Source organism: Lentzea sp. NPDC051208, from assembly GCF_040682435.1.
Lineage (GTDB): Bacteria > Actinomycetota > Actinomycetes > Mycobacteriales > Pseudonocardiaceae > Lentzea > Lentzea kristufekii.
The window spans coordinates 14,671-38,460 of sequence record NZ_JBFBAW010000026.1; the positions used below are offsets into that span (position 1 = coordinate 14,671).

At 70.9% G+C, this 23,790-nt stretch carries 19 protein-coding genes; 12 read left to right on the top strand and 7 right to left on the bottom strand.

Features of this window, described 5'->3' with window-relative positions; translation table 11 throughout:
• Nucleotides 1–27: 27 nt before the first annotated feature.
• From AB0M48_RS40380 to AB0M48_RS40410, 7 genes are read right to left on the bottom strand one after another with little or no spacing between them, the layout of a single operon-like run.
• Nucleotides 28–1,137 carry a DegT/DnrJ/EryC1/StrS family aminotransferase gene (locus AB0M48_RS40380; protein ID WP_363852965.1) on the bottom strand — a complete coding sequence of 370 codons (1,110 nt, stop codon included), beginning with the start codon at nt 1,135–1,137 and terminating at the stop codon, nt 28–30.
• A complete protein-coding gene (locus tag AB0M48_RS40385) occupies nt 1,134–2,096 on the bottom strand; it encodes an NAD-dependent epimerase/dehydratase family protein (protein WP_363852968.1) in 963 nt (320 codons plus the stop codon). The genes AB0M48_RS40380 and AB0M48_RS40385 overlap by 4 nt, the downstream gene beginning before the upstream one ends.
• A gap of 1 nt (nt 2,097) precedes the next feature.
• Nucleotides 2,098–3,519, bottom strand: a complete 1,422-nt coding sequence (locus tag AB0M48_RS40390; RefSeq protein WP_363852971.1) for an NDP-hexose 2,3-dehydratase family protein — start codon at nt 3,517–3,519, stop codon at nt 2,098–2,100.
• Nucleotides 3,520–3,532: 13 nt separating this feature from the next.
• Nucleotides 3,533–4,351: a methyltransferase domain-containing protein gene (locus AB0M48_RS40395; RefSeq protein ID WP_363852973.1), complete on the bottom strand. Its 819-nt coding sequence runs from the start codon at nt 4,349–4,351 to the stop codon at nt 3,533–3,535.
• Complete coding sequence (locus AB0M48_RS40400) at nt 4,348–5,580, bottom strand: cytochrome P450 (RefSeq protein ID WP_363852976.1); 1,233 nt, start codon at nt 5,578–5,580, stop codon at nt 4,348–4,350. Before AB0M48_RS40400 ends, AB0M48_RS40395 begins: the two co-directional genes overlap by 4 nt.
• Before the next feature lies 1 nt (nt 5,581).
• Nucleotides 5,582–8,659, bottom strand: coding sequence for a ferritin-like domain-containing protein (locus AB0M48_RS40405; RefSeq protein WP_363852979.1), 3,078 nt, complete (start codon nt 8,657–8,659; stop codon nt 5,582–5,584).
• Nucleotides 8,656–10,158, bottom strand: coding sequence for an NAD(P)/FAD-dependent oxidoreductase (locus AB0M48_RS40410; protein ID WP_363852981.1), 1,503 nt, complete (start codon nt 10,156–10,158; stop codon nt 8,656–8,658). The genes AB0M48_RS40405 and AB0M48_RS40410 overlap by 4 nt, the downstream gene beginning before the upstream one ends.
• A 275-nt stretch (nt 10,159–10,433) precedes the next feature.
• Between AB0M48_RS40410 and AB0M48_RS40415 the strand changes: the two genes are divergently transcribed.
• The 12 genes from AB0M48_RS40415 to AB0M48_RS40470 all read left to right on the top strand — a co-directional run bounded on the left by AB0M48_RS40415 (nt 10,434) and on the right by AB0M48_RS40470 (nt 23,776).
• Nucleotides 10,434–11,735: a glycosyltransferase gene (locus AB0M48_RS40415; RefSeq protein WP_363853140.1), complete on the top strand. Its 1,302-nt coding sequence runs from the start codon at nt 10,434–10,436 to the stop codon at nt 11,733–11,735.
• Nucleotides 11,736–11,806: 71 nt separating this feature from the next.
• A complete protein-coding gene (locus AB0M48_RS40420; RefSeq protein WP_363852984.1) occupies nt 11,807–12,955 on the top strand; it encodes a cytochrome P450 in 1,149 nt (382 codons plus the stop codon).
• A 1,045-nt stretch (nt 12,956–14,000) separates the two neighbouring features.
• Nucleotides 14,001–16,718, top strand: coding sequence for a helix-turn-helix transcriptional regulator (locus AB0M48_RS40425; RefSeq protein WP_363852987.1), 2,718 nt, complete (start codon nt 14,001–14,003; stop codon nt 16,716–16,718).
• 49 nt (nt 16,719–16,767) lie between these two features.
• Nucleotides 16,768–17,769, top strand: coding sequence for an oxidoreductase (locus tag AB0M48_RS40430; protein ID WP_363852991.1), 1,002 nt, complete (start codon nt 16,768–16,770; stop codon nt 17,767–17,769).
• A gap of 13 nt (nt 17,770–17,782) precedes the next feature.
• Complete coding sequence (locus tag AB0M48_RS40435) at nt 17,783–18,421, top strand: hypothetical protein (RefSeq protein ID WP_363852994.1); 639 nt, start codon at nt 17,783–17,785, stop codon at nt 18,419–18,421.
• Between the two features lie 118 nt (nt 18,422–18,539).
• Entirely contained in the window at nt 18,540–19,331 is a 792-nt protein-coding gene (locus tag AB0M48_RS40440) for an alpha/beta hydrolase (RefSeq protein WP_363852996.1), read from the top strand.
• A 61-nt stretch (nt 19,332–19,392) separates the two neighbouring features.
• Nucleotides 19,393–20,358 carry a WYL domain-containing protein gene (locus AB0M48_RS40445; protein ID WP_363852999.1) on the top strand — a complete coding sequence of 322 codons (966 nt, stop codon included), beginning with the start codon at nt 19,393–19,395 and terminating at the stop codon, nt 20,356–20,358.
• Nucleotides 20,355–21,335, top strand: coding sequence for a YafY family protein (locus AB0M48_RS40450; protein ID WP_363853002.1), 981 nt, complete (start codon nt 20,355–20,357; stop codon nt 21,333–21,335). Before AB0M48_RS40445 ends, AB0M48_RS40450 begins: the two co-directional genes overlap by 4 nt.
• Before the next feature lie 9 nt (nt 21,336–21,344).
• On the top strand, nt 21,345–21,617 hold the full coding sequence (locus AB0M48_RS40455) for a bacteriophage holin (RefSeq protein WP_363853005.1): 273 nt from the start codon (nt 21,345–21,347) through the stop codon (nt 21,615–21,617).
• Entirely contained in the window at nt 21,610–21,897 is a 288-nt protein-coding gene (gene tatA / locus AB0M48_RS40460) for a Sec-independent protein translocase subunit TatA (protein WP_363853008.1), read from the top strand. Before AB0M48_RS40455 ends, tatA begins: the two co-directional genes overlap by 8 nt.
• Nucleotides 21,898–22,010: 113 nt before the next feature.
• A complete protein-coding gene (tatC, locus tag AB0M48_RS40465; protein WP_363853143.1) occupies nt 22,011–22,919 on the top strand; it encodes a twin-arginine translocase subunit TatC in 909 nt (302 codons plus the stop codon).
• Nucleotides 22,916–23,776: a diacylglycerol kinase family protein gene (locus AB0M48_RS40470; protein ID WP_363853011.1), complete on the top strand. Its 861-nt coding sequence runs from the start codon at nt 22,916–22,918 to the stop codon at nt 23,774–23,776. Before tatC ends, AB0M48_RS40470 begins: the two co-directional genes overlap by 4 nt.
• Nucleotides 23,777–23,790: the final 14 nt, after the last annotated feature.

Below are 23,790 nucleotides of genomic sequence, written 5' to 3' on the forward strand. Positions count from 1 at the left end.
GCTCCTGCGGTCGGTGCGAACGGGGGATCAGAGCGTGGACAGCACTTGGCGCAGCGCGTGGACGACCTTGTCCTGCTGGTCGGGCGACAGCGAGGGGTACATCGGCAGCGAGAAGATCTCGCCCGCCAGCGCCTCGGTGACGGGCAACGAGCCGGTGCGCTCGGCGAGGTGCGCGAAACCGCTCATGGTGTGCACGGGCCACGGGTAGCTGATGTTGAGGTGGATGTCGTAGGCCTTGAGGCGCTCGATGATGTCGTCGCGCCGGGGATGCCGGACCACGTAGACGTAGTAGACGTGGTCGTTGCCCGCGTTCGTGGCCGGCAGCCTGAGCCCGGTGTCCTGCAGGCCTTCCTCGTACCGGCGCGCCACCGCCTGCCGTCCGGCGACGTAGGTGTCGAGCCGGGTCAGCTTGCGCCGCAGGATCTCCGCCTGGACCTCGTCGAGGCGGCTGTTGTGCGCCGGGGTCTGGACCGTGTAGTAGATCTTGTCCATGCCGTAGTAGCGCAGCCGGCGCAACTGAGCGGCGACGTTGTCGTGCGGGGTGATCACCGCGCCGCCGTCGCCGTAGGCGCCGAGCACCTTGGTGGGGTAGAAGGAGAACGCCGCCACGTCACCGGTCGAGCCGGCGATCTTGCCGTGCTGACGGGCACCGTGCGCCTGGGCGCAGTCCTCCAGCACGCTCAGACCGTGCTTGTCCGCGATCGCCCGGATGGCCGTCATGTCGGCGCACTGCCCGTAGAGGTGCACGGGCACGAGGCAACGGGTGCGATCGGTGATCTTCGCTTCGATCTGGGTGGTGTCCATGAGGAAGTCCTCCTCGCGGACGTCGACGAACACCGGCGTGGCGCCCGCGTTGTCGATCGCGATGACGGTCGGCGCCGCGGTGTTCGACACCGTGATCACCTCGTCGCCCGGCTGGACGCCCAGCGCCTGCAGCCCGAGCGTGATCGCGTTCGTGCCGTTGTCGACACCGACGCAGTGCCCGGCGCCGTGGTGGGCGGCGAACTCCTCCTCGAACCCGCGCACGCTCTCCCCGAGCACGAGCTGCCCGGAGTTGAACACCATCTCGACGGCGTCGAGGATGTCGAGCCGTTCGTTCTGGTATTCGAGCAGGTAGTCCCAAACACGCGTGGTCATGGGCGAGCCTTTCGGGCGAGTGCGGCGATGGTGCGGTGGATCCCTTCCCCCAGCGGGATCTCCGGGCGCCAGCCGGTGACGGCCCGGAACGCGGAGGAGTCGATGGTCACGCTGCGGAAGTCGGTCACGGGGGCGTGCGAGGGGGCCTGGACCGAGGTGACCTCGACCGGCGGGGCCCCGGTGTGCTCGGACGTGATGGCGGAGACGAGCCGGAACACGTCGCCCAGCGCGTCACCACGGCCCGCGCCGAGCAGCCAGTGCCTGCCGGACAACGGATCGGGGTGCGCGAGTGCCGCGGCGAACGCGTCGGCGATGTCGTCGACGTGCACCAGATCGCGGCGCACGGTGCCGTCGTGCCACATCGTGATCGGCTGCCCGGCGAGCGCCCTGGCCGCCATCGCGGACACGACACCGCGGTCGTGACCACCGCCCGGCGTGCTCTCACCGAACACGGTGGGCAGCCGCAGGCTGATGCCCCGCACCCGCCCGGCGGCCGTCGCCCGCCGCAGCAGCAGTTCGGCGCGCAGCTTCTGCCGGTCGTACGCGGTCTCCGGCCTGTCCGGTTCGCTGCCGTCGAGCGGTTCCCGTTGCGGCACACCGACCTGGGACGCCGCGCCGCCGTAGACGACGACCGGGCGGACGCCGTCGTCGCGGCCCAGCACGTCGAGCAGGTCCTGCATGACACCGACGTTCACGCGCTCGGCGGAGCCCTCTTCGGCGGCACGCCAGCCGCCGTCGCCGAGGAGCAGGTAGACGACCGCGTCCGAGCCCTCGACCGCGTGCGCTAGCTCGGCGCGGCCGGTGAGGTCGGCAGTCACCACCTCGACCTCGGCGGGGCCTGGTGGCACCTCGGCCGGTTTGCGTGCCACGGCACGCAGGCGGATCTCCTGGCGTGCCAGGGTCTTCAGCACCGCGGAGCCGATGAACCCCGTCGCGCCGAGCACAGTGATCCTGTTCATGTCACACCAGTCCCCGTGGCCAGGCGGAGGCGGCGTTCATGCACGCGAGCAGCGTGCGCGCCTCCACGTTGAGGTAGTGGCCGTGCCGCGCCAGCGTGGTCAGCTGCGCGGGCGTGGCCCAGACGAAGCCGCGGGGCGGCTCGGACGGCACCAGCGAGGGGTCGGCCTCGACGGTGAGGTAGCGGCAGCGGGTGTTCAGGAACCGGCCGCCCTCCTCGGAATGCACTGCCTCGTAACGGATGCGGGATCGCTCGGCCCCCAGCACCACGTCGAGGAACGGCGGGCGGTCCCCGGCGGGGAGGTGTTCGTAGTTGCGCGGCGTGCACTGCACGGTGGGCGCGAGTTCGACGGTGTCGAGGAAACCGCCGTCGGCGCGGGCGTGCACCAGCACGTGCTGGACGCCGCCGAAGTCGCGCACCAGGAACGCCGAGACGCCCATGTCGACGGACTGGAGCAGCGGCTGGGTCCAGCTGATCCGCTCCCGGTTGCTGCCGTGCACGGCGACCGCCACGACCTTGAAGTACCGGCCGTCCTCGTGCGCGATGGCGTCGGGACCGCGCTTCCAGCCCTGCACGGACGCCAGCGGGATGCGCGTGGTCCGCACGTCGTGGCGCGCCCGTTCGCCGGTGAACCAGGACAGCAGCTGGACGTCGGAGTGCAGTGCGCCCGGATTCGGGTCGTAGTAAGGGAGACACGACAGCACGCTGCGCGCGTTCATGTTCACCGTCTCGTCCTCGTGCAGCAGTTCGGCGATCTGCCCGAGGGTGAGCCAGCGGAAGTCCTCGTCCTCGGCGATCTCCGCGGAGGTCTCGACGATCATGTTGCGGTTGGACTTGCGGAAGAACCACGAGCCCTGCTCGGCCTGCAGGACGTCGACGACGACCTGGTCGCGGTCGAGGTCGGCGAAGTGCTCCAGCAGCTTCACGCTCGACCCGCCGTGCGCCCCGGTGTAGTTGCTGCGCGTCGCCTGGACGGTCGGGGACAGCTGCACCAGGTTGGGGTTGCCCGGCTCCATCTTGGCCTGCATCAGGAAGTGCAGGACGCCGTCGATCTCCTTGCACAGGATGCCCAGGATCCCGACCTCGGGCTGCTTGATGACCGGCTGCTGCCACTCGCGGTAGGGGCCGTCGCCGTGCGGTCCGTCGTGCTCCACCACGTGCAGGCCCTCGATCGCGAAGAACCGGCCGCTCGCGTGCACGAGATCCCCGGTGGACCGCACGAAGTGCCACTGGTCGAGCTCGGCGAACGGGACGCGTTCGACGCGCAGGACGTTGGCCTGGCGGCGTTGCGCGAGCCAGGCGCGCACGTCCTCGGTGCGCATGTGCGCGCCCTGGCGGGTCGCGGCGGACAGGGCGACGCGGTGCAGGTGGCCGGCGTTTCCCCGGGCACGCAGGGTGGCCGGCTTGCTCAGCTGGGCGGTCATGGCGGATCCCCCTCTACGGCCGTTGGGCGGTGATCAGGACGTAGCCACTGCTCGGGTTCTCCCCGAACGCCGCCATGAGCTCCGCGGCCGTGATGATGTCCGCGGCCGCGAAGGGCGGTGCCGGGTCGGCGATGCGGCGGAACGCGGCGGCCGCCTGCTCGTAGCTCGGCCGCACGTTCTCGCCGATGTCGAGCAGCTCCAGCAGGTTCCAGCCCGCCTGCTCCAGGTTCGCCCGGTGCTGCTGCTCGCTGTTGACGCCGGCGATCTCCAGCGTGCGGATCATGCCCGCCAGCACCGCCTCGCCCGCGCCGGTGAACGGTTCGCGCTGGCACAGGTCCGCCACGACGAGCCTGCCACCGGGACGCACGAACCGGCGCAGCCGCGTCAGCGCAGCGGCCTGGTCGGACAGGTGCAGCAACGACTCGATCGCGAAGACGGCGTCGAAAGTGCCGAGGTCGTCCGGCAGGCCGGCGGCGTCGGCCAGCCGGAAGCTGAGCCGGTCCCGCGCCTCCGACTCCGCCGCGATCTCGGCCGCCCTGACGACCTCCTGCTGCGACACCGTGATGCCGGTGACGTGCACGTCGTGCGTTTCCGCGATGCGCACGGCCGGGAAACCGTTGCCACAGCCCACGTCGAGCACCCGGTGACCGGGGCGCAGCGCCAGGCGCTCGGCGACCAGGTCGGTCAGGCGGTCGGTCGCGGCGGCCATCGGCACGTGCTCGGCACCGGCGTCCCAGTAGCCCGCGTGGATGTTGCCGCCCAGGGCTTCCGTGGTGCCGGCCTGTGCGAACTGGTCGTACTTGCCGCCGACTGCGTCGGTCTGCGATGTCACGGGTGCGTTCCTTCCGGGCTGGTGGGCAGGTCGAGGACGAGGCGGGCGGGGCCGTGGAAGACCATGTCGTCGGCGTACTCGACCTGGTGGGGCGCCTTCTCCCAGCCCGGCAGGCCGTCCAGCAGCGCCCGCAGGCCGATCTCCAGCTCGGCGCGGGCCAGCGTCGCGCCGAGGCAGTAGTGGATGCCGAGGCCGAACCCGAGGTGCCGGTCCGCCGGCCGGTGCACGTCCACGGCGTCGGGGCGCGGGAACCGGGCCGGGTCCCTGTTCGCCGAGCCGAGCAGGGCGATCACGCGGCTGCCGGCCGGGATGGTCGTGCCGCCGAGGACGGCGTCCTGGCGGGCCCAGCGCGTCACCGCCTGCACCGGCGGGTCGTAGCGGAGCAGTTCCTCCACGGCGGTGGGCACCAGGTCCGGGTAGTCGCGCAGGTCGGCGAGCAGGTCCGGGTGGCCGCGCAGGATCAGCGCCGCCTTGGCCAGCGAGTTGGTGGTCGTCTCGTGTCCCGCGGTCAGCAGGTGGACGCACGTGCCGACGACGCGTTCGGTGCTCAGCGGGATGCCGAGCATCAACGCGATCAGGTCGTGCTCGCCCGGCTTCCGCCGCTGCGCCTGGTCGCGGAAGTAGTCGGTGAGCTCCCGCGCGGCGGTCTCCGCGTCGAGGTGCCGCGACTCGCCGGTGCGGGTGGTGCTGGCGCCCTGCAACGCCACCGCCAGTGCGCGCAGCCGTTCGTGGTCCCGCGCCGGAACACCGAGGAGCTCGCAGATCACCATGATCGGGAACGGCGCCGCGAAGCCCCCGACCAGGTCGGCCCGGCCCCCGAGCCGCGACAGCAGCTCGTGGGCGATGCGGGCGATGCGCGGCCGCAACGCGGCGACCACCCCGGCCGAGAACTCCTTCTGCAGCGGCGACCGCAGCCGCGTGTGCTCGGGCGGGTCGAGGAAGACGAGCCAGTTCTCCACGACCGAGCGCAGAGCGGTGAACTCCGGCGGCACCGGCAGGGACAGCGGGAATCCGTCCTCAGTGGAGCGCGACACGCGGCCGAAGTCGCGGTCGGACAGCACTTTCACCACGTCCTGGTAGCCGAAGACGTAGAACGTGGGCGGGCCGTCGTCCGCGCCTTCGTGCACGGAACGGACTTCGCGGTACCGCCGGTACACCGGGTACGGGTCGGCAATGTCCTCTGCGGACCAGCCCTGGAGGCTGAACCGGGGCAGCGTCACGGATCGCATGTCACAGCCCTCCGGCCTGGGCGCGGAAGTGGTCCGCCCAGAACGTGCTCAGCTCGCCCACTCGTGCGGGCACGAGGGCGCACTTGGCGCACTGGGCCGCGATGTCGTCCAGCCGCATCGAGATCGAGCGCCGGGCCACGTCCGCCCGTGAGATCGCGGCGGGCACGTCGGGGAGTTCGAACGAGGGCCCGGCCGTCGTGCCGCGCCGCCCGGACGGCAGCGTCACCAGCAGTTCGGCCAGCGGGCGCATCAGCCCGGCCATGACGTCGATGGCCGCGTTCATCAGGTCCGACCGGCGCAGGCTCGCGTCCGGGCGTTCGCCGAAGTGCTGGGCCATCAGCTGCAGGGCCAGGAAGTACGACTCGTTGAAGATCTGCATGACCGTGCGGGCGTCGGGGTCCGTCACCGCCTCGGCGGCGGGGCTCGCGGGGTTCAGCGACGGGTTGCGCGCCACCGGGTACGCGGGGTTCCACAGCTCGCCGTGCGGGCCCGTCACCGGCGCCTTGCGCAGCAGCTCACCGATGAGCAGGAACGACGTGTAGTGCGAGTCCTCGACGCCCTCCTCGTCGAGCACCCCGCCCTCGCCCTGCTCGGTGATCACGTCGATCGCGTACAGGGCGCTCGGGAGGTCGTCGACCTCCAGCTGGTAGTCGGGGTGCTCGTGGTTGATCGACTCCCGCAGGAACAGGTGGTGCTCGCCGCCACCCCTGCCCTTCTTGACCAGGAACAGGCCGGGAATCTGCTGCAACGCCTCACGGATGTCCGCGTACAGCTCGCTCAACGAGGCGTAACCGTGTTCCTGGCGTTGCGCCTGAGGTTCGCCGTCGCGCGGCCGCAGATCGCCGACCTGGTGCTCGGGCTTCTCGATCTGGGTGAAGCGCTCCACGCTGCCCAGGCCCAGCCGTTCCAGCGCGAAATCCAGCGGCACCGGCAGTTGGTGGTTGATCGTGCCGAAGTCGACCCGCGGCACGTGGAACGGTTCGCCCAGCGCCATGATGATGTTGTTGACCAGCAGGAAGTGGATCATCTCCTCGCGGGCGATGCCGAGCAGCATGCTGCGGATGCCCTCGTCGAGCGTCTCCCCGCCGTCACCGCAGGCGAGCTGCAGCTGTTCGGGTGTCCACAGACCCAGCCGCACGTACTCCGCGCCGGCACCGTAGGTCGGCACGGAGTAGGCCGCGTAGAGGTACTGCAGCATGACGGCCAGCTCGATCAGGGCCGCCTCCCGCAGGACCTCGACCAACCGGCCGCGCGTGGCGATGCGGTTGCGGACGGGCACGGTCGTCTCGGCAGGCAGCAGCAGGTGGCCGGGAGTCTGCTGGGTGCGCAGGAACTTCAGCAGCAGCCGCGACTTCGCTTCGGACAGGTCACGCGTCGGCGGCATGTAGTAGGTCTTCGTCCTGTTCTGCGGATCGCACATCTGCCAGATCAACTTGGCGTAGGTCTCCGTGCGGCTGCGGTTCGCGAGACTGAAGACCTCCTTGTCCATGAAGGAGAAGAGGTGTTCGTAGTAGGCGAACACCTCGCGGTAGACGAGGTCGAAGCCGGCCTGCTCCACGTCGTCGAGGTGCCAGTCGTCCGGCAGCACCCGCACGCTCAGGTACCCGGCACCGGACCAGAAACCGAGTTTGTCGTCGTTGTCGTAGTCGAGCCCGGCGGGCTCCGGCACTGCCGTCAGCAGCAGCCGTGCGGTGCCGGCCGCCTTGCCGCGCATGCTGAAACGGCCGTGACCGCGGTCATCAGTCTCGATCACGTCGGTGTCCAGCGAGACGACGGCGTCGACCGGGCCACGAGGACGGGCCGCCGGGTTGGTGAACTGCCTGACCGCGATGTCACGCACCGGGGCGGGCCGGCCTCGGACGAACGACCGCACCGCCACCTCGACGTCGTGCTCGGCGTCATCGGCGCTGCGCGGATGCTCCACGAACACGCTCGCGTCGTCGACCTGGAGGTTGATCTCCTGCTCCCGCAGGAGGAGCACGCCGTCCGAGGCGACGATCCGCAGCGCGTCACCCGCGATGTCCTCTTCGGACAGCAGACCGGGAACCGTGACCACACCGGAGGTGAGCGCCGCGTCCTCGGTGTACGCGGTGGCCGGGATCCGGGCCACCAGCCGGTCGTCGCGGACCGTGCGCAGTTCGAGGTCCCGGGCCGCGGCGGCCGGTGCGGGCGCCGTGATCATGTTCAGCGTGACCTGGCCCGGCGAGATCGCGACCGTGAGGTTGCCCATGCGGTTGCGGGTGCCGCGATCCGGCACGAGCAGCCGTCCGGCCGGGTAGGTGCGCAGCTCCTCGGGCCGCCACGGCGCGATCGTGCCGTGCAGACGCCATTGGGAGGGCTGATCCGGTGCCTGGGGCGCGGACTGGCCGTCGAGGGCGAACTGCACGACGAGGCCACCCGTCCCGGCCTCCCGGAGAAGCCGCGCGACCGGCGACACCTCCGCCTCGTCCAGCCAGCGCAGGTCGTCGTCGGTGACGACGAACTGGTGCACCACCGAGCGGCCCAGCTGCCAGTGCCCGCAGCCACGTCCGGTGGCGTGCCAGCGCGGCGGCGAGAATCCTTCGACCGCGCCGGTCGCCATGTAGCCGACGTCGTGCGACCGCCCGTCGCGGCCGAAGCCGACCTGGCCGACCATGAGGGTCGTCGTCCAGTCGGAGGCGGGATCAACGTCGAAGATCCGCGCCCGGTTGACCGTGGTCGCCAGGTACTCGTTGTAGTGGCCCCAGAAGTCGACGGCCCGTCCCACCACCGGATCCGCCGTGCCGGGCCGGCCTGCCACGCGTTCGGTGCTGACGACCTGCGCGTTGATCGAGAAGTGCCCGTTGCCGGCGAAGTCACGGCCCTTGGCGGCGCTGAACGGCCCGCCGGGCGCCTCGCTGCCCGCGCTGTCGTACCGGGGCCCCGTCTCGTCGAGGTGGGCGTGGTACTCGGCGGGCGGCCGGTGCACCGGGAACGGCTCGCCGTCCGCCATCAGGGCGGTGTTCGTCGCCAGGTCGGCCAGGCCGTTGCGCGGTCCGGTCGGCAGGCGCGTGGTGGCGGCACCGCGGAAGTGCAGCCTGGGCAGGTCGAAGACACTCATGCGGACTTCTCCGTGCGGGTGAGGCGGCGTGCGGGGAACGCCACGCCCGTCCGTCGTTCGCACCACTCGATCTCGTGCGCCGCGTCGATCGCCGACTCGATCGCGCCCTCGATCCACGCGGGCTTCGACGAGCAGTGCTCCCCGGCGAAGAAGAGGCCCTTCTGCGGCCTCGTCGCCTCGCGGCGCTGCGCCTCCCGCAGCGCGGAGTCCTGTTCCCAGCGGATCGTCGCCGCGCCGAGGGACCAGCGGTGCTCACCCCAGGCCTTCGCGGCGACGCCGAGGACCATGCCGGGGCGGCGCAGTTCGGGGTGCATGACGCCGAGTTCCCGGGTGATCAGCGCGATCCGTTCCTGCTCGGTGAGCTCGCTCAGCGCGTCGGCGTCGGGACCGATGCTGTAGCTGGCGAGCATCACCGCGCCGTGCGCCGGATCGCCGTCGACGGGCGGGTAGTAGGTCTGCCGCACGTGCCCGCCGGTGAAGGAACCGCCGCCGCGGATGCCGTCCTCGTGCCAGAACGCCTCACGGCAGTGGAAGGCGACTTTCGTGGCGGGCCAGTACTTCGTCTCGTGGATGATGTCGAGCTTCTCGTCGTCGAACCCGCTGAGACGCATCCCGCGCAGCACCGTGAACGGCACGGTGCACACCACGTAGTCGCAGGTCCTGGTGAAGGACCTGGTGCCCTGCCTCAGGTTCAGGACCACGTCCTTGTCGCGGACCTCGATCCCGGTGACCTCCTGCCCGAGGGTGATCCTGCCGAGCAGGCGGGCCGCGAGGCTGCGGGGGATCAGGTCCATGCCGTCGCGCAGCCGCACGATGTCGGAGCTGGTCTCGTCGAGCACGTCGTCGAGGAAGCGCTCCAGGTGGGGCGGAACCAGCGAGCGGATGCGCGGGTTGCCCGCGTAGAAGGCGTGCAGGTCGATCATGGTGCCGTTGTGGCCGCGGCGGTACGGCGTCAGGTCGACCTCGTCGACCAGGTCGAGCAGGCCGGTGCCGATCTCGCCGTGCATGCCGTTGTAGAACTGCCGCGGCGCGATGGCGCGGATGGTCGCGTCCAGCCAGGCGCCGAACAGCAGGGTGCCGTCGCGGTAGCGCCCGGCGGGCACCGCGGAGGCGAAGTCGCTGACGAGCACGTCGTGTGCGTCGCGCACGCGCAGGTAGCCGGACGAGCTGGGCAGGTACGCCGCGTCGTCGGAGAAGATCGTGTGGAACGGCAGCACCTGGTCCTGCAGGCCGAGTTCCGCGATGTAGTGCAGGGTCAGGCGGTGTGCGGAAGGGATGCGCATCGCACCGAGCTCGGCGAACGGCCCGGCCTCGCCGGTGAACCGGTGGGTGTGGACGCGTCCGCCGATCCTGTCGCCGGCCTCGACGATCTCCACCCGGTGGCCGAGACGCTCCAGCTCGTAAGCCGTCACCAGCCCGGCGACCCCCGCGCCGATGACGGTGACGTTCTTCCTCTCACCGATGGCGTCGAGCCCGTTGACCTCTTGCAGCGTTGTCACCGCGGACTTCCTTCCGGTGCGCTAGCGGCGGGCAAGGAATTGATCTGGCGCCATTGTTGGGTCGGCGGAGGTGCGCCCGTATCCCCCGACAGAGCCGGTCGTGCACGGCCGCGCAGGTCCGTGAGGGGTATCGAGACGGGCGGAAGCCGCCCGGCCCCTGCGCAAGTGCGCGGGGTTTGTCTTGACACGCCGGACAGCGCCGTGAACAGGGCGATGCTGACGCGAGCCGCTCAGCGGCCACCCCGGAGCAGCCGCTGGAGGCGACGTTGACCCGAGTGCTGATCGCGACGACACCGGCCCCAGGACATGTGGTCAGCCTGTTCGAGATAGCCACCGAACTGACGCGCCGCGGTCACGAGGTGCGCTGGTACACCGGTGAGGTCTTCCGGGACCAGGTCGAACGGACCGGGGCGCGCTTCGAGCCGATGACCGAAGGGCTCGACTTCGGCGGCAGGAGCCGGGAGGAGGCGTTTCCCGAGCACGCCGGACTGGCCGGGCTGAAGAGCTTCAAGGTCGGCGTTCGCGACATCTTCTACCGCACCGCCCCCGGCCAGCTCGCGGACATCCTGGCGTTGCTGGAACGGTTTCCCGCCGACCGCATCCTCGCCGACGACATGTGTTACGGCGCCTGCTTCGCCAGCGAGAAGACGGGGATTCCCCTGGTGTGGCTGGCGAACTCCATCTACATCCTGGGCAGCCGCGACACCGGGCCGCTCGGCATGGGTCTGGGGCCGAGCACGAACCCGTGGAACCGCCTGCGCAACGCCGCGCTGAGGTTCGTCGGCGACCAGGTGTCCATGCGGGACCTGCGTGCGGAAGCGGACCGCGTGCGCGCGCAGGTCGGGCTGCCCCGGCTGAGGACGAGGGCGATGGAGAACATCTCCCGTCACCCCGACCTGTACCTGGTCGGGTCAGTGGCGTCGTTCGAGTTCCCGCGCCGCGACCTGGCGCCGGGCACGCACTTCATCGGCGGCCTGTTCGGCGTGCCACCGAAGCACTTCGACCCGCCCTCGTGGTGGGACGAGCTGTCCGGGGACCGGCCCGTCGTCCTGATCACGCAGGGCACCACCGCCAACGACGTCGAACGCATGCTGGTGCCCGCCGTGCGCGCTCTCGCCGACGAGGACGTCCTCGTCGTGCTGACGACCGGCAGCAAACTGGACGTGGAGCGGCTGCTTCCGTTGCCGCGCAACGTCCGGATGGAACGGTTCGTGCCGTACCACCACCTGCTTCCGCACGTGGACGTGATGATGACCAACGGCGGCTATAACGGGGTCAACGCCGCTCTCGCGCACGGGGTGCCGTTGGTCGTCGTTCCCGCCACGGAGGAAAACCCCGACGTGGCGGCGCGGGTCGAGTACGCCGGCGTCGGCGTGGTCGTGAAACCCCGTGCTGTCACCGAGTCCAGCCTGCGCGCCGCCGTCACCACGGTGCGGACCGACGAGCGCTACCGGCGTCGCGCCGCCGAGATCGCGGTGGACCTCAACAACAGCGACGCGCCGAAACGGGCCGCCGACCTGATCGAGTCCGCCGTCGTTTTCCAGGACCAGATTCCCACCGGAGGTATCGCAAGTTGAACGGGACGACGAAGACGGGGCTCCAGGCCCCCGAGACGACCATGCCCATCGATCCTGGTCCTTTCGACTGCATGCCGGAACTGCTCGCCGCCGCGCGGGTGGCCCCGGTCGTGCGGATTCCCTACCTCGGACAGCACGCGTGGGTGGTGTGCGACCGCGAGCTCGTCAAGGTCGCGCTCGCGCACCCGAAGATGGGCAAGGACATCACCCTCGTGCCCGAGTTCATGAAGCAGCCGGGCCTGATGGTCGGTTCCCAGCCGCCGCCCGAGTACGCGCGGGCCATGATCATGAGTGACGGGGAGGACCACGCGCGGATCAGGCGGCTGCACGCGCCCGTGCTGAGCCCGCGCAACACGGAGAAGTGGGGCGAACGCGTCAGCGTGAAGGTCGAGGGCTTCCTCGACGAGCTCGACCAGCGCGGCGCCCAAGGCGACAACGAGGTCAACGTCGTCACCGACTACACCCACAAGATCCCGCTGGCGTTCATCTCCGAGATGCTGGGCCTGCCCGACGAGGCGGAACGGCAGCTGCGCAGCATCACCGACGTGATGCTCTACTCGTCGGACTACGAGGCCAGGACCCTTGCGGTGCGGGCGTTGTACGGCGCGGTCGAGGGCTGGGTGGCCGACCCGGCACCGCTGCGCGACGGCGTCATCACCGGGCTTCTGGCCTCCTCCAACGGCATCGACGCCGCCGTGACGGAGGGCGAGGTGATCGTGTGGACCCTGGGCATGATCATCACGGGCTACGAGACGACGGGCAGCCTGATCTCGGCCTCCCTCTTCGAGGCGTTGCGGCGCCCGGTGCAGGAGCGGCCGAAGACGGACGACGAGATCAAGGCGTGGATCGAGGAGGCGCTGCGCGTGCACCCGCCGTTCCCGCACCCGACCTGGCGCTTCCCGCTGGAGGACATCGAGCTCGGCGGCTACCTGATCCCCAAGGGCGCGCCCGTGCAGGTCAGCATCGCCGCGGCCAACCGGGAGCCGGGGGAGGGGGCGGACAGCTTCGACTCCGCACGCGGCGGGCACGGGCACCTCTCGTTCGGCCTGGGCATGCACTACTGCATCGGCGCGTCGCTGGTGCGCCTGGAAGCCCAGATCGCGGTGAGCGGGTTCCTGCGGCGTTTTCCGCAGGCCCGGCTGAGCACGACCACGCCGTACGAGTGGGAGTCCGAGTGGATGATCCGCCGGATGAGCGTTCTGCCGGCGACCCTGCGCTGACGGGGATCGGCGGGCCGGTCGCGCGGCCGGCCCGCAGGGGGTGGCCTTCGACCACGGCGAATGGAACGACTCCGTCACCGGGTGGCAGCGTGCACCGGTCGCCATCGAACTGCGGCGCACCGCCCACGTGGCGGCGCTGGATCTGACGCGGTGACGCACCGGCCGGGCACCGCGATCCCGACGCGCCGGACCGCCGCGCGAGTGCTCGCGGTCCCGAAGGCCCTGACGGCCAGCGTCGGCGAAGCCCCGAGCCCGAGCTCGGCTCCTAGCGGGCCTGTCCCGCGGCACGACCTACCGAAGCTCGTCGGATGCCTGAGCGACCTCCACCGCGACCCAGCTGGTCGCCGTGCTGGGAGACCACTTCCCCTGCACGCGACCGCGGCCATGGGTCATTTCTCCGCGTTCGACCCCGCCTCCGTCGGCGCGGCGGTGCGCTGCCTCGGTTGACATTTGACCACCCGCACCCCGTGTGAACGTGCGCGGCACTCGGATTTTCGCCGGTGTGACGGACGTCTGGCGTCTCGAATGGGCGCTCTTCGGACACCGTCCTCGTGGGAGCGCTCTTCTCGGATTCCGATCGCGACGGCCCGGTGTGCTTCCGGTGATCAGGCCGTGATCGTGCTGGTCAACATTGTTGGCATCGCCCGCCGGGGGAGCGGAATTCCACGCGGTGATTGCGCCGGCTCGTGGAGCGGCACTGGAAGAACGCACCTGTTCTCGATCTCTCACGGGTGTTGACATGGCGGGTGACGTCGCGCGAGTCTCCAGGCGGACGAGGTAGGGAGGTTCTGGGGTGGAGTCGGTGAGTCGCACGCCCAATGGACATCCGCGTCTTGATTGGCTGCGCGAGGCAGATTTATCCGAGTCGTAGGAAGTTCGCTTTTCATCTTTCCCCACTGTGCTCATAGGACAGGGAAAATAAGTGTCGTGCACACCTCTCGGTGAGAATCTCGCGGCGTGCGAGCAGTCGGTTGATCTGCCCGTGTCGCTCCCGTTGCGCGGACGTGACGAGGAAACTCGCAGGACCAAGCGATTCATTCAGGCGGTGGCGGAGTCCCGGCAGGCCCGGATGCTGGTGGTGGCGTCCCCCGCGGGCACGGGCAACACCAGGCTGGTGGCCGAAGGCACGTCCCTGGCCGCGCTGCGCGGCTTCTCCTCGCTGGACCTGTCGCCGGGCGCCTTTCCGGCGGAGGGCTCCCGGACGGACCACCCCCACGTGGTCAGCGTGAGCGCGCTGGCCGCCCAGATCGAGCCGCGACTGGCCCAGCGGCTCCGGCAGGGACCGGTGCTGGTCACGCTCGACGACGCTCATCGGACGCCACCGTCGGTGCTCGCAGCCGTGAGCGCGGTGATGGCCAAGTTCAAAGATCTGCCCGTGTGCTGGCTTCTCACCGTGCACGCCGAACAGTTCGGCACGGCCGCAAGCGCGATGCTGCAGGACATGGCGCGCGTTCTTCCGTGCGACTGGCTTGAACCGCTCACGCCACTGTCGGACGACGCGGCGCTGGCCATCGCCGCCGACGTGCTGGGCGCGGTGCCGGACCACGACGTCGCCGCACTGGTCAACAGCGCCGGCACGACACCGCTGCAGGTCGTCGAGGTCGTCCTGGACCTGCTGCGGGACGGCCAGGTCCAGGTCGTGGGCGACGTCGCCCGGCTGATGGCCGGCCCGATGGAGCGCGGCATCGCCTGCGCCGTGTCACCGGAACCGGCCGGGCGACTGCCGTGGTCGTTCCGGCGGAGGATGGGCGAGCGGCTGCACGCGCTGTCGCCCCAGGCGCAGGACGTGCTCCAGGTCGCGGCGGTGCTCGGCTGCGGCTTCGCCCCCGAGGACCTGGCGGAGATGCTGGGCGAGCCCGTGGCCGTGCTGCTGCGGCCGCTGCGCGAAGCGCTCGCGGCCGGGTTCCTGCGCGGTGGCGGTGCCGAGTTCGTCTTCCACCGGGAACCGGTGTGGCGGGCCGTGCTCGGCTCCGTGCCGGAGCCCATGCGGTCGGCGTTGCACCGGCAGGCGGTGACGATGCTGCTCGGCCGTGAGCACCAGGACGCCGTGTCCGTCGCGGTGCATCTCGTGCACTGCGCGCGCACCGGGGACGCGGAGGCCGTCAGCGCTGTCGACGCGGCCGCGCAGAGCCTGCTGCCGGAGTCGCCGGAGGCGGCCGCGGCGCTCGCGATCAACGGCCTGAGGATCACCGGGCAGGGCGAGCCGAACCGGATCGCGCTCGGCGTCACGGCGGCCGCGGCCCTCGTCCGGATGGGCAGGCTCAGCCAGGCGGTGGAGCTCGCGCGCGACCTGCTGCACCCCGACGACCCCGGCCACGTGCAGTCGGCGTCCGTGCTGCGCACCTGGCAGGCCATCGCCCAGATGCTGCGCGGCGACGCCACGACCGTGTGCACCGTCGGCCTGGAGGTCACCGGGGCGGCCGCAGACGGGCACGACCTGTCGCCGGAGTTGTTGCTGCTCAACATCCTGTCGCTGCACAACCTCGGCGCGGCGATCGGGATGGCGGACCAGGTGCTGGCGCAGTCCGGCGAGTTCAGCCCGGACGTGCTGGCCGCCGCGCTGACCGTGCGGGCGATGGCGAGCTGGCGCGAGGGGGACCTCGACGCGGCGATCGAGGCCGCCGAGGCGGCCGTGGCCGTGCGCGCCGAGCTGACCAGGATCTGGCAGAGCGATCCACTGTGGACGAAGGTGTGGATCCTCACCAGGCTCGGCCGGCTCGACGAGGCGCTCGTCGCGGTCGACGAGGCCTGCGGCACGGCGGAAGCGCACGGCACCGGCGTGATGACCTCGGTCCCGCTCACGCTGCGCGCGGCCGTGCTGCTGGCCCAGGGCGACGTCGCCGCCGCCGAAGCGGCCGCCACCACCGGTCTCGCGGCCTCCGAGATCGCCGAGATGCCGTTGTTCCAGCCGCAACTCGGTGCGGTGCTGGTGCGCTGCGCACTCCGGCGCGGCGATCTGGTGACCGCCACCGACGGGCTGCGTCAGCTGGAGGGGTCGATCCCCGCCGGGCACCCCCACCCGTGCGCGGTGACGCTGCGGCTGATCGCGGGTCAGGTGGCCGCGGCCGGCGACGGCGCGGCGGCGGCGATCGACGAGATCCGCCCGTACGCGGAAGATCCCGGGCTGTGCCTGCAACTGCTGATGGAGGCACCCACCGCGACGGCGTGGTGCGTGCGCACCGCCCTGGCCGCCGACGACCACGCCCTCGCCGAGCTGTTCGCGAGCACGGCCGAGGACCTGGCCCGTGCGAACCCGAAGCACGAGTCGGTGGTCGTAGCGGCCGCACACGGCCGTGCGCTGGTGAAACACGACACCGCCGCGCTGGCGGGACTGCGCGACACGTGCACCGACCCGTGGACGAAAGCCTCTCTCGCGGAGGACATCGCGGCCGTCCACGTCGAGACCGACCGGGAGCAGGCGGTCCTCGAACTCAACAACGCGCTGGGCGGCTACGACGAGATCGAGGCCGAACTCGATTCCGCCCGAGTGCGCCGCACCCTGCGCAGGCTCGGCGTCCGGCGGCGCCGCGCCACGGCGAGACGCCAGGACGACCAGGACCCGGAACCCAGGCCCCGCACCGGCTGGGACAGCCTCACCGGCACCGAGCAGAAGGTCGCCCGCCTCGTCGCGGACGGCCTCACCAACCGCCAGGTGGCGAAGGAGCTCTTCATCTCCCCGCACACGGTCGGGTTCCACCTGCGGCAGATCTACCGCAAGCTCGCGATCGGGTCCAGGGTGGACCTGGCCCGGATCGCGCCCTGACCGCCGATCGGGGGTAGGAAGCGATCACCAGCTCGACCAGAGTGGCCGCATGAGGATCATCGCGGTGGCACTCGCCGCACTCCTGGTTCTTCCCGGGGTGGCTTCGGCGACGGACACCTACTGGGAACTGAAGCCGACCGGCACCGACGCCCGCCTGCGCGGCCTGTCCGCCGTGTCGGATCAGGTCGCGTGGGCGAGCGGCTCCCAGGGCACCGTCCTGCGCACCGTGAACGCCGGCCGGACGTGGGAGTCGGTCGGCCCGCCCGGCACCGAGGCGCTCGAGTTCCGCGACATCGAGGCCTTCGACGCGCGCAACGCCGTGACGCTCTCGATCGGTCCGGGCGAGTCGTCGCGGATCTACCGCACGTCCGACGGCGGCAAGACCTGGCAGGAGGAGTTCCGCAACACCGACCCGAAGGCGTTCTACGACTGCGTGGCGTTCTTCGACCGGTTCCGCGGGCTGGCGCTGAGCGACCCCGTCGACGGGAGGTTCCGGGTGCTGCGGACGTGGGACGGCGGGCGGTCGTGGCACGTCGACGACCCCAAGGGCATGCCGGACGCACTGCCGGGTGAGTTCGCGTTCGCGGCGTCCGGGCAGTGCGTGACGACCAGCGGCAACCACGCGTGGATCGCGACCGGCGGCGGCGCGAAGGCACGGGTGCTCCAGTCGCGCGACGGCGGCCGGTCGTGGAAGGCGAGCGAGGTGCCGTTGCCGTCCGGCGAGGCGGCCGGGGTGTTCGCGGTGGCGTTCAAGACGCCCTGGCGCGGGGTGGCGATCGGTGGCGACTACCTGAAGCCGACCGATCCGACGCCGGCGTTCGCGACCAGCGACGGGCGTGGCTGGACGGCGGGCGAGCAGGCGCCGGTCGGCTACCGGTCGGGCATCGCCTACCGCGGCAACGGGCTGGTGGCGGTCGGTCCGTCCGGGACGGACACCAGCAAGGACGGCAAGTCCTGGAAGATCGCGGACACGGGAAGTTTCGACACCGTGGACTGCGTGGGACACACCTGCTGGGCAGCCGGCGAGAAGGGACGCGTCGGCCGCACCTGAGAGGAGACGGGGAATGCGTCTGCATCCGGGTGAGACCGAGGCCTCGGGCTGGCGGGTCGCGAAGCTGACCGACGTCGTGCGGCGACTGCGGGAGGAGGCGCCCGGCGTCACCGGGCGTCCGCTGGTCGTCGCCGTCGACGGGCGCGGTGGTGCCGGGAAGACCACTCTCGTCGAACGGTTGCGAAGCCTCGTCCCGGGGTCCGGGGTGGTGCACACCGACGACGTCGCCTGGAACCACGCGTACTTCGACTGGGGCGGTCTGCTGGCCGAGAACGTCCTGGTGCCCCTCCACCGGGGCGAGGCGGTGGCGTTCCGGCCGGTGGCCTGGGCCGGCCACGACCGGCCCGGCGCGATCCACGTCGCGTCCGGGGCGGACGTCGTGTGGGTCGAGGGCACCGGCATCATCCGGGAGCAGTGCGCTCCGTGGATCGACGCCTCGATCTGGGTGCAGGGCGACCTGGACGAGCAGGAACGCCGGCTGTCCGCCCGCGACGGTGACTCCGCCGAGCAGCGCCGGCACGTCGCCGCGTGGCTGGCCGAGGAGTTGCCGTTCCTGCTGCGCGAACAGCCGTGGCGCAGGGCGACCGTCGTCGTCGCAGGTACGGGCGAACTCCGCCACGATCCCGAGTCCGAGATCGTCGTCGCGGTGTAACACCGGCCGGGCCTTCGGCGAAAAAGGACGTGTCGGCCGCTCCCTCGCGGGGTAACCGAAGCAGGTGTTCGACGGATTCTCGTTGCGTTGCAGGGACGTTGGCGAGGCCAATCTGCGAGTGAGGACCGGCGGTGCAGGGCCGCCGGTCCTCCTCTTGCACGGCCACCCGCGGACCCACACCACCTGGCACCGCGTCGCGCCACTGCTCGCTGAGGACCACACGGTCGTGTGCCCGGATCTGCGCGGTTACGGCGAATCCAGCAAACCCGGTGACTACTCGAAACGGGCGATGGCCCGCGACTTCGTGAACCTGATGCGGGGGCTCGGCCACGAGGAGTTCGCCGTCGTCGGCCACGACCGCGGGGCCGCCGCGGCGATCAGGCTGGCGCTCGACCACCCGGACCGGGTCACGCACCTGGCCGTGCTGGACGGACTGCCGATCGGCGCGCACCTGAGCCGCTGCGACGACCGGTTCGCCCAGGCCTGGTACCACTGGTTCTTCCTGGCCCAGCAGGAACTCGCCGCCGCGATGATCAACGAGAACCCCGACCTCTGGTACGGCGGCCGCTACCGCGACACCCCGCTCGCGATGGGCGTGGAGAACTGGGCCGACTTCCAGCGGGCCATCCACGACCCCGAGACCGTGGTCGCGATGTGCGGCGACTACCGGGCGGGCCTGGAGGTCGACCGCCACCACGACGACGAGGACCTGGCCGCGGGACGCAGGATCACGTGTCCGGTGCTCGCTCTCTGGTCGGCCAAGGACGACCTCGGCGAGCTGTACGGCGACCTGTCCGCGATCTGGGCCGAATGGGCCGACGACGTGCGGGTTCGTTCCCTCGACTGCGGGCACCACATGGCCGAGGAAGCACCCGTCGAACTGGTCCGCGAACTACGTGAGTTGTTCTGAACGGACCGTTCACGACAGGTGGTGATGAGGTTTCGGCGCGCGCACGCGTTAGGGTCTGTCCGTGGCCATCGCACGTGCCGAACGCCTCGTCAACCTGGTGCTGTGCCTGTTGTCGACCCGTCAGTACCTGACAGCGGAGCGCATCCGCGCCATCGTCCCCGGCTATCACGAAGCGCCGACGGACGAGGCGTTCTTCCGCATGTTCGAACGGGACAAGTCCGAGCTGCGTGATCTCGGCGTGCCGCTCGAGACCGGGAGGCAGTCCAACGCCGAGGGTGCGGAGGACGGCTACCGGATCGCGCGGCGCGACTACGAGCTCGGCGACATCGACCTCGAACCCGACGAGGCCGCCGCTGTGGCGCTGGCCGCCCGGCTGTGGGACTCGCCGCAGCTCACGGGCGCCGTGCACGGCGCGTTGATCAAGCTGAGGGCCGCCGGGGTCGACGTCGACCAGGACACGCCCGCGGCCGTCGAGCCCAAGGTGCGGGCCAACGAGCCCGCGTTCCCACCGCTGCTGCAGGCCGTGCAGGCGGGACAGGTGGTCTCGTTCGACTACCGCAAGCCGCCGCCGGGCGGGCAGAAGGAACGCACGGTCGAACCGTGGGGCGTGGTCGCGTGGCGCGGCAAGTGGTACCTCGTCGGCTGGGACCGTGAACGCAACGACACGCGGTGCTTCCGGCTCTCTCGCGTCGTGGGCGCGGTCCGCACCGTCGGCAAGCCCGGCGCCTTCACCGTGCCCGAGGGCACGGACCTGATGAGCCTCATCGCGCGCACGCAGGCCGATCCGCACCACACGGCGCCCGCCAAGATCTGGGTGGCCAAGGGCCGGGCGCAGGGGCTGCGGCGGCACGCGAAGGTCGTCGGGGAACGCGACGGCGGCGACGTCGTCGAGATCGACCTGAAGTTCCCCGACTCGGCCGCCAAGTGGCTCGCGGGGTTCGGGCCCGACGTCGTGGTGCTGGAGCCCGAGGTCCTGGCCAAGTCGGTCCGCGACCGCCTGCAGGGCGCACTGGAAGGAGCGCGGTGACCGCGTCGAACGAACGGCTGCCGCGGCTGCTCGCACTCGTGCCGTACCTGCTCAACCGGCCCGCGATCACCGTCAAGGAGGCCGCGGCCGACTTCGGCATCACGCCCAAGCAGCTGCGCAAGGACCTCGAGCTGCTGTGGATGTGCGGCCTGCCCGGTTACGGGCCGGGCGACCTGATCGACCTGTCGTTCGAGGGCGAGACGATCACCGTCTCGTTCGACGCGGGCCTCGACCGGCCGCTGCGCCTCACCGCGGCCGAGGCGGCGTCGCTGCTGGTCGCGCTCAGGGCGCTGGCGGACACACCGGGCGTCGTCGACACGGACGCGGTGCAGCGGGCGCTGGCCAAGATCGAGGCCGCGGTCGGCAAGGCGCAGCCGGCGGGCATGGTCGTCGGGCTCGGCGCGTTCGAGCGCGGCGAGACCGCCGAGGTCCGCGCCGCCGTGCAGGACGCCGTGAAGCGCGAACGGGCCGTGAGCATCCGTTACTACTCGCAGTCGCACGACGCGATGAGCGACCGAGTGGTCGATCCGATGCGTCTTCTGCTCGTCGAAGGGCGCGGCTACCTCGAAGGATGGTGCCGGTCGGCGCTCGGCGTGCGGTTGTTCCGGCTCGACCGCATCGACGACGTCCGGGTGCTCGACGAGCCGTCGTCGCCTCCGCCGCACGCCCAGCTGACCGACACATCGGAGGGGTTGTTCCACCCCCGAGACGACCAGAAGGTCGCCGTGCTGCTGCTCGAACCGGACGCGCACTGGGTCGCCGAGTACTACCCGGTCGACCACTCGGCCGAGCTCTCGGACGGCCGCACGCGTGTGCTCATGCGCTACGACGACCCGTCGTGGATGGTTCGCCTGCTCCTCGGGCTGGGCGGCGACGTGCACGTCGAACAGCCGTCGGAACTCGCCGGGGAAGTTGTTCGCCAAGCGGCAGAAGCATTGCGCCGGGCAGATCACCTGCTGTCCACCCAAGACGTATAACGTGTGCTTGTGCCGTCCACACCGACCCTGGCGCTGATCGCGCTCGGCCTGATCGTGCTCGTCGTGATCGCAATCCGAGTCATCCGATCCTTGCGTCGATTCGCCCGCGCCCGCACTCTGGTGGGGGACGGGGTCGGCAACGGCGTCGGTCTGCTCAAGGCGCGATCCGCGGCGCTGAAGGTGGCCATCGCCGGACGGCGGCCCAGGCAACAGGCCCGCACCAGGGCAAACCCCGCGTACGATCGTCGTGGCGGGGCAGACAGGAGGATCACCAATGGGTAACCTCGGACCCACCGAGCTGATCATCATCGCTGTGGTGATCATCTTGCTGTTCGGTGCGAAGAAGCTTCCCGACATGGCCCGTTCGCTCGGCAAGTCGGCGAAGATCTTCAAGGCTGAGACCAAGGGCCTGCGCGACAACCAGGACGCGGACGACGCGCCGGTGCAGCAGCCCGTGCAGCAGCCGGTCCAGCAGCTCCCGCCCGCCCAGCCGCAGCCGGTGCAGCAGCCCCAGGTCGCGCCTCCCATCGAGCAGACCACCCAGAACAAGGCGAACAACTGACCTTCCTCCTCTCCTGACTTGTAAGGACGGTCGACGCGGTGGCAAGTCCGTTCCGGTGGGTCGCTGAACGCCGGGAACGCGGCAGGCGCCGTCGGGGCAACGCCGACGGCACGATGTCGCTCAAAGAGCACCTTTACGAGCTGAGGTACCGGCTCGGTCTCGCGATGCTGGTCATCAGCCTGGGTGCCATCTTCGGCTTCATCTGGTTCCAGGTGCGGCTCGGCCCGATCCCGTCGCTCGGCGACATCCTGACGGGACCGTACTGCCAGCCGGACCTGGAGAAGTACCGCGCGAAGATCACCAACAACGGCGAGTGCGCGCTGCTGCAGACCGAGCCGTTCGAGATCTTCCTCGTGCAGCTGCAGGTCGGTGCGGCGGCGGGTGCGGTGCTGCTCAGCCCCTTGTGGCTGTACCAGATCTGGGCGTTCATCACGCCCGGCCTCTACCAGAAGGAACGCAAGTTCGCGCGCGTCTTCGTCGGCGCCGGCGCGCTGCTGTTCGTCGCGGGCGCGGTGCTCGCCTACCTGGTGGTGCCCGAAGGCTTGAAGGTCCTGCTCGGTTTCGGTGGCGACAACTGGGTCACGGCGCTCACCGGTAGCAAGTACATCAACTTCGTCATCACCATGCTGTTCATCTTCGGCGTGAGTTTCCTGCTGCCGCTGGTGGTGGTGATGCTCAACCGCGCGGGCGTGCTGTCCTACGAGCGGCTGGCGAAGTGGCGGCGCGGCCTGATGATGGGCCTGTTCGTGTTCGCCGCGATCGCGACCCCGGGCACCGACCCGATCTCGATGGTCGTGCTGGCCCTCGCGCTGTCGGTGCTGTTCGAGATGGCGATCCAGATCTCCCGCGTGCACGACAAGCGCAAGGCGAAGCTCCGCGTCGCCGAGGGCTGGGACGCGCTCGACGACGACGAGGCGGCGCCGTTCAACTACGTCGCGTCCGACGCGGAGGGCAACGACCCCGGCGAGAAGGCCATCGCCGCGGATCCCCCCAAGCGCGTGAACTACGACGACGCCACGTGACGCGCGCGGCTTTACTGGTCTGCCCCGCGTCGGGCAAGGGGCGGGCGGCCCGGATGGCCGGGTCGACCGCCGCGGCGCTGCGGCCGCACGTGTCGTCGTTGACGCAGCTGGTCGCGCACGACGCCGAGGGCACGCTGGCGATGGCGCACCAGGCCGTCGCGGACGGCGTCGACCTGCTCGTCGTCCTGGGCGGTGACGGAGCCGCTCACCTGGGCGTCCAGGCGGTCGCGGGCACGTCCACGGCGCTGGGCATCGTCCCGGCGGGCACCGGCAACGACCTGGCCGCGGCCGTGGGCTCGCAGTCGGTCGAGGACGTCGTGCACGGCACCCGCAGGCAGCTCGACCTCGGGCGGCTGTCGACTGGGCAGTGGTTCGCCACGGTGCTGTGCGCCGGGTTCGACTCCGCGGTCAACGAGCGGGCGAACGCGATGCGCTGGCCCGCCGGTCCGCGCCGCTACGACCTGGCGATCGTCGCGGAGCTCGCGTCGCTGAAGCCGGCGCCGCTGGTCGTGACCACCGAGTCCGGGACGGTCGAGCTGGACGCGACGCTGGTCGCGATCGGCAACACGCCGAACTACGGCGGCGGCATCCCCGTGTGCCCCACGGCCGACGCCGGCGACGGGTTGTTCGACGTCACGGTCGTCGAGGGCGCCAGCCGCACGATGCTGATGCGGATGCTGCCCACGTTGCGCACCGGCAAGCACACCGAGCACCCGGCCGTGCGGACGTTCCGTGCGCGCGAGGTCTCGCTGTCCGGCGGCAACGGCTGGATCGCCTACGCCGACGGCGAACGCCAGGAGGCGTTGCCCATCACCGTTCGGACGGTTCCCGGAGCCCTCACGGTCGTGGGTCGCTAAATTATGGGGCTGTT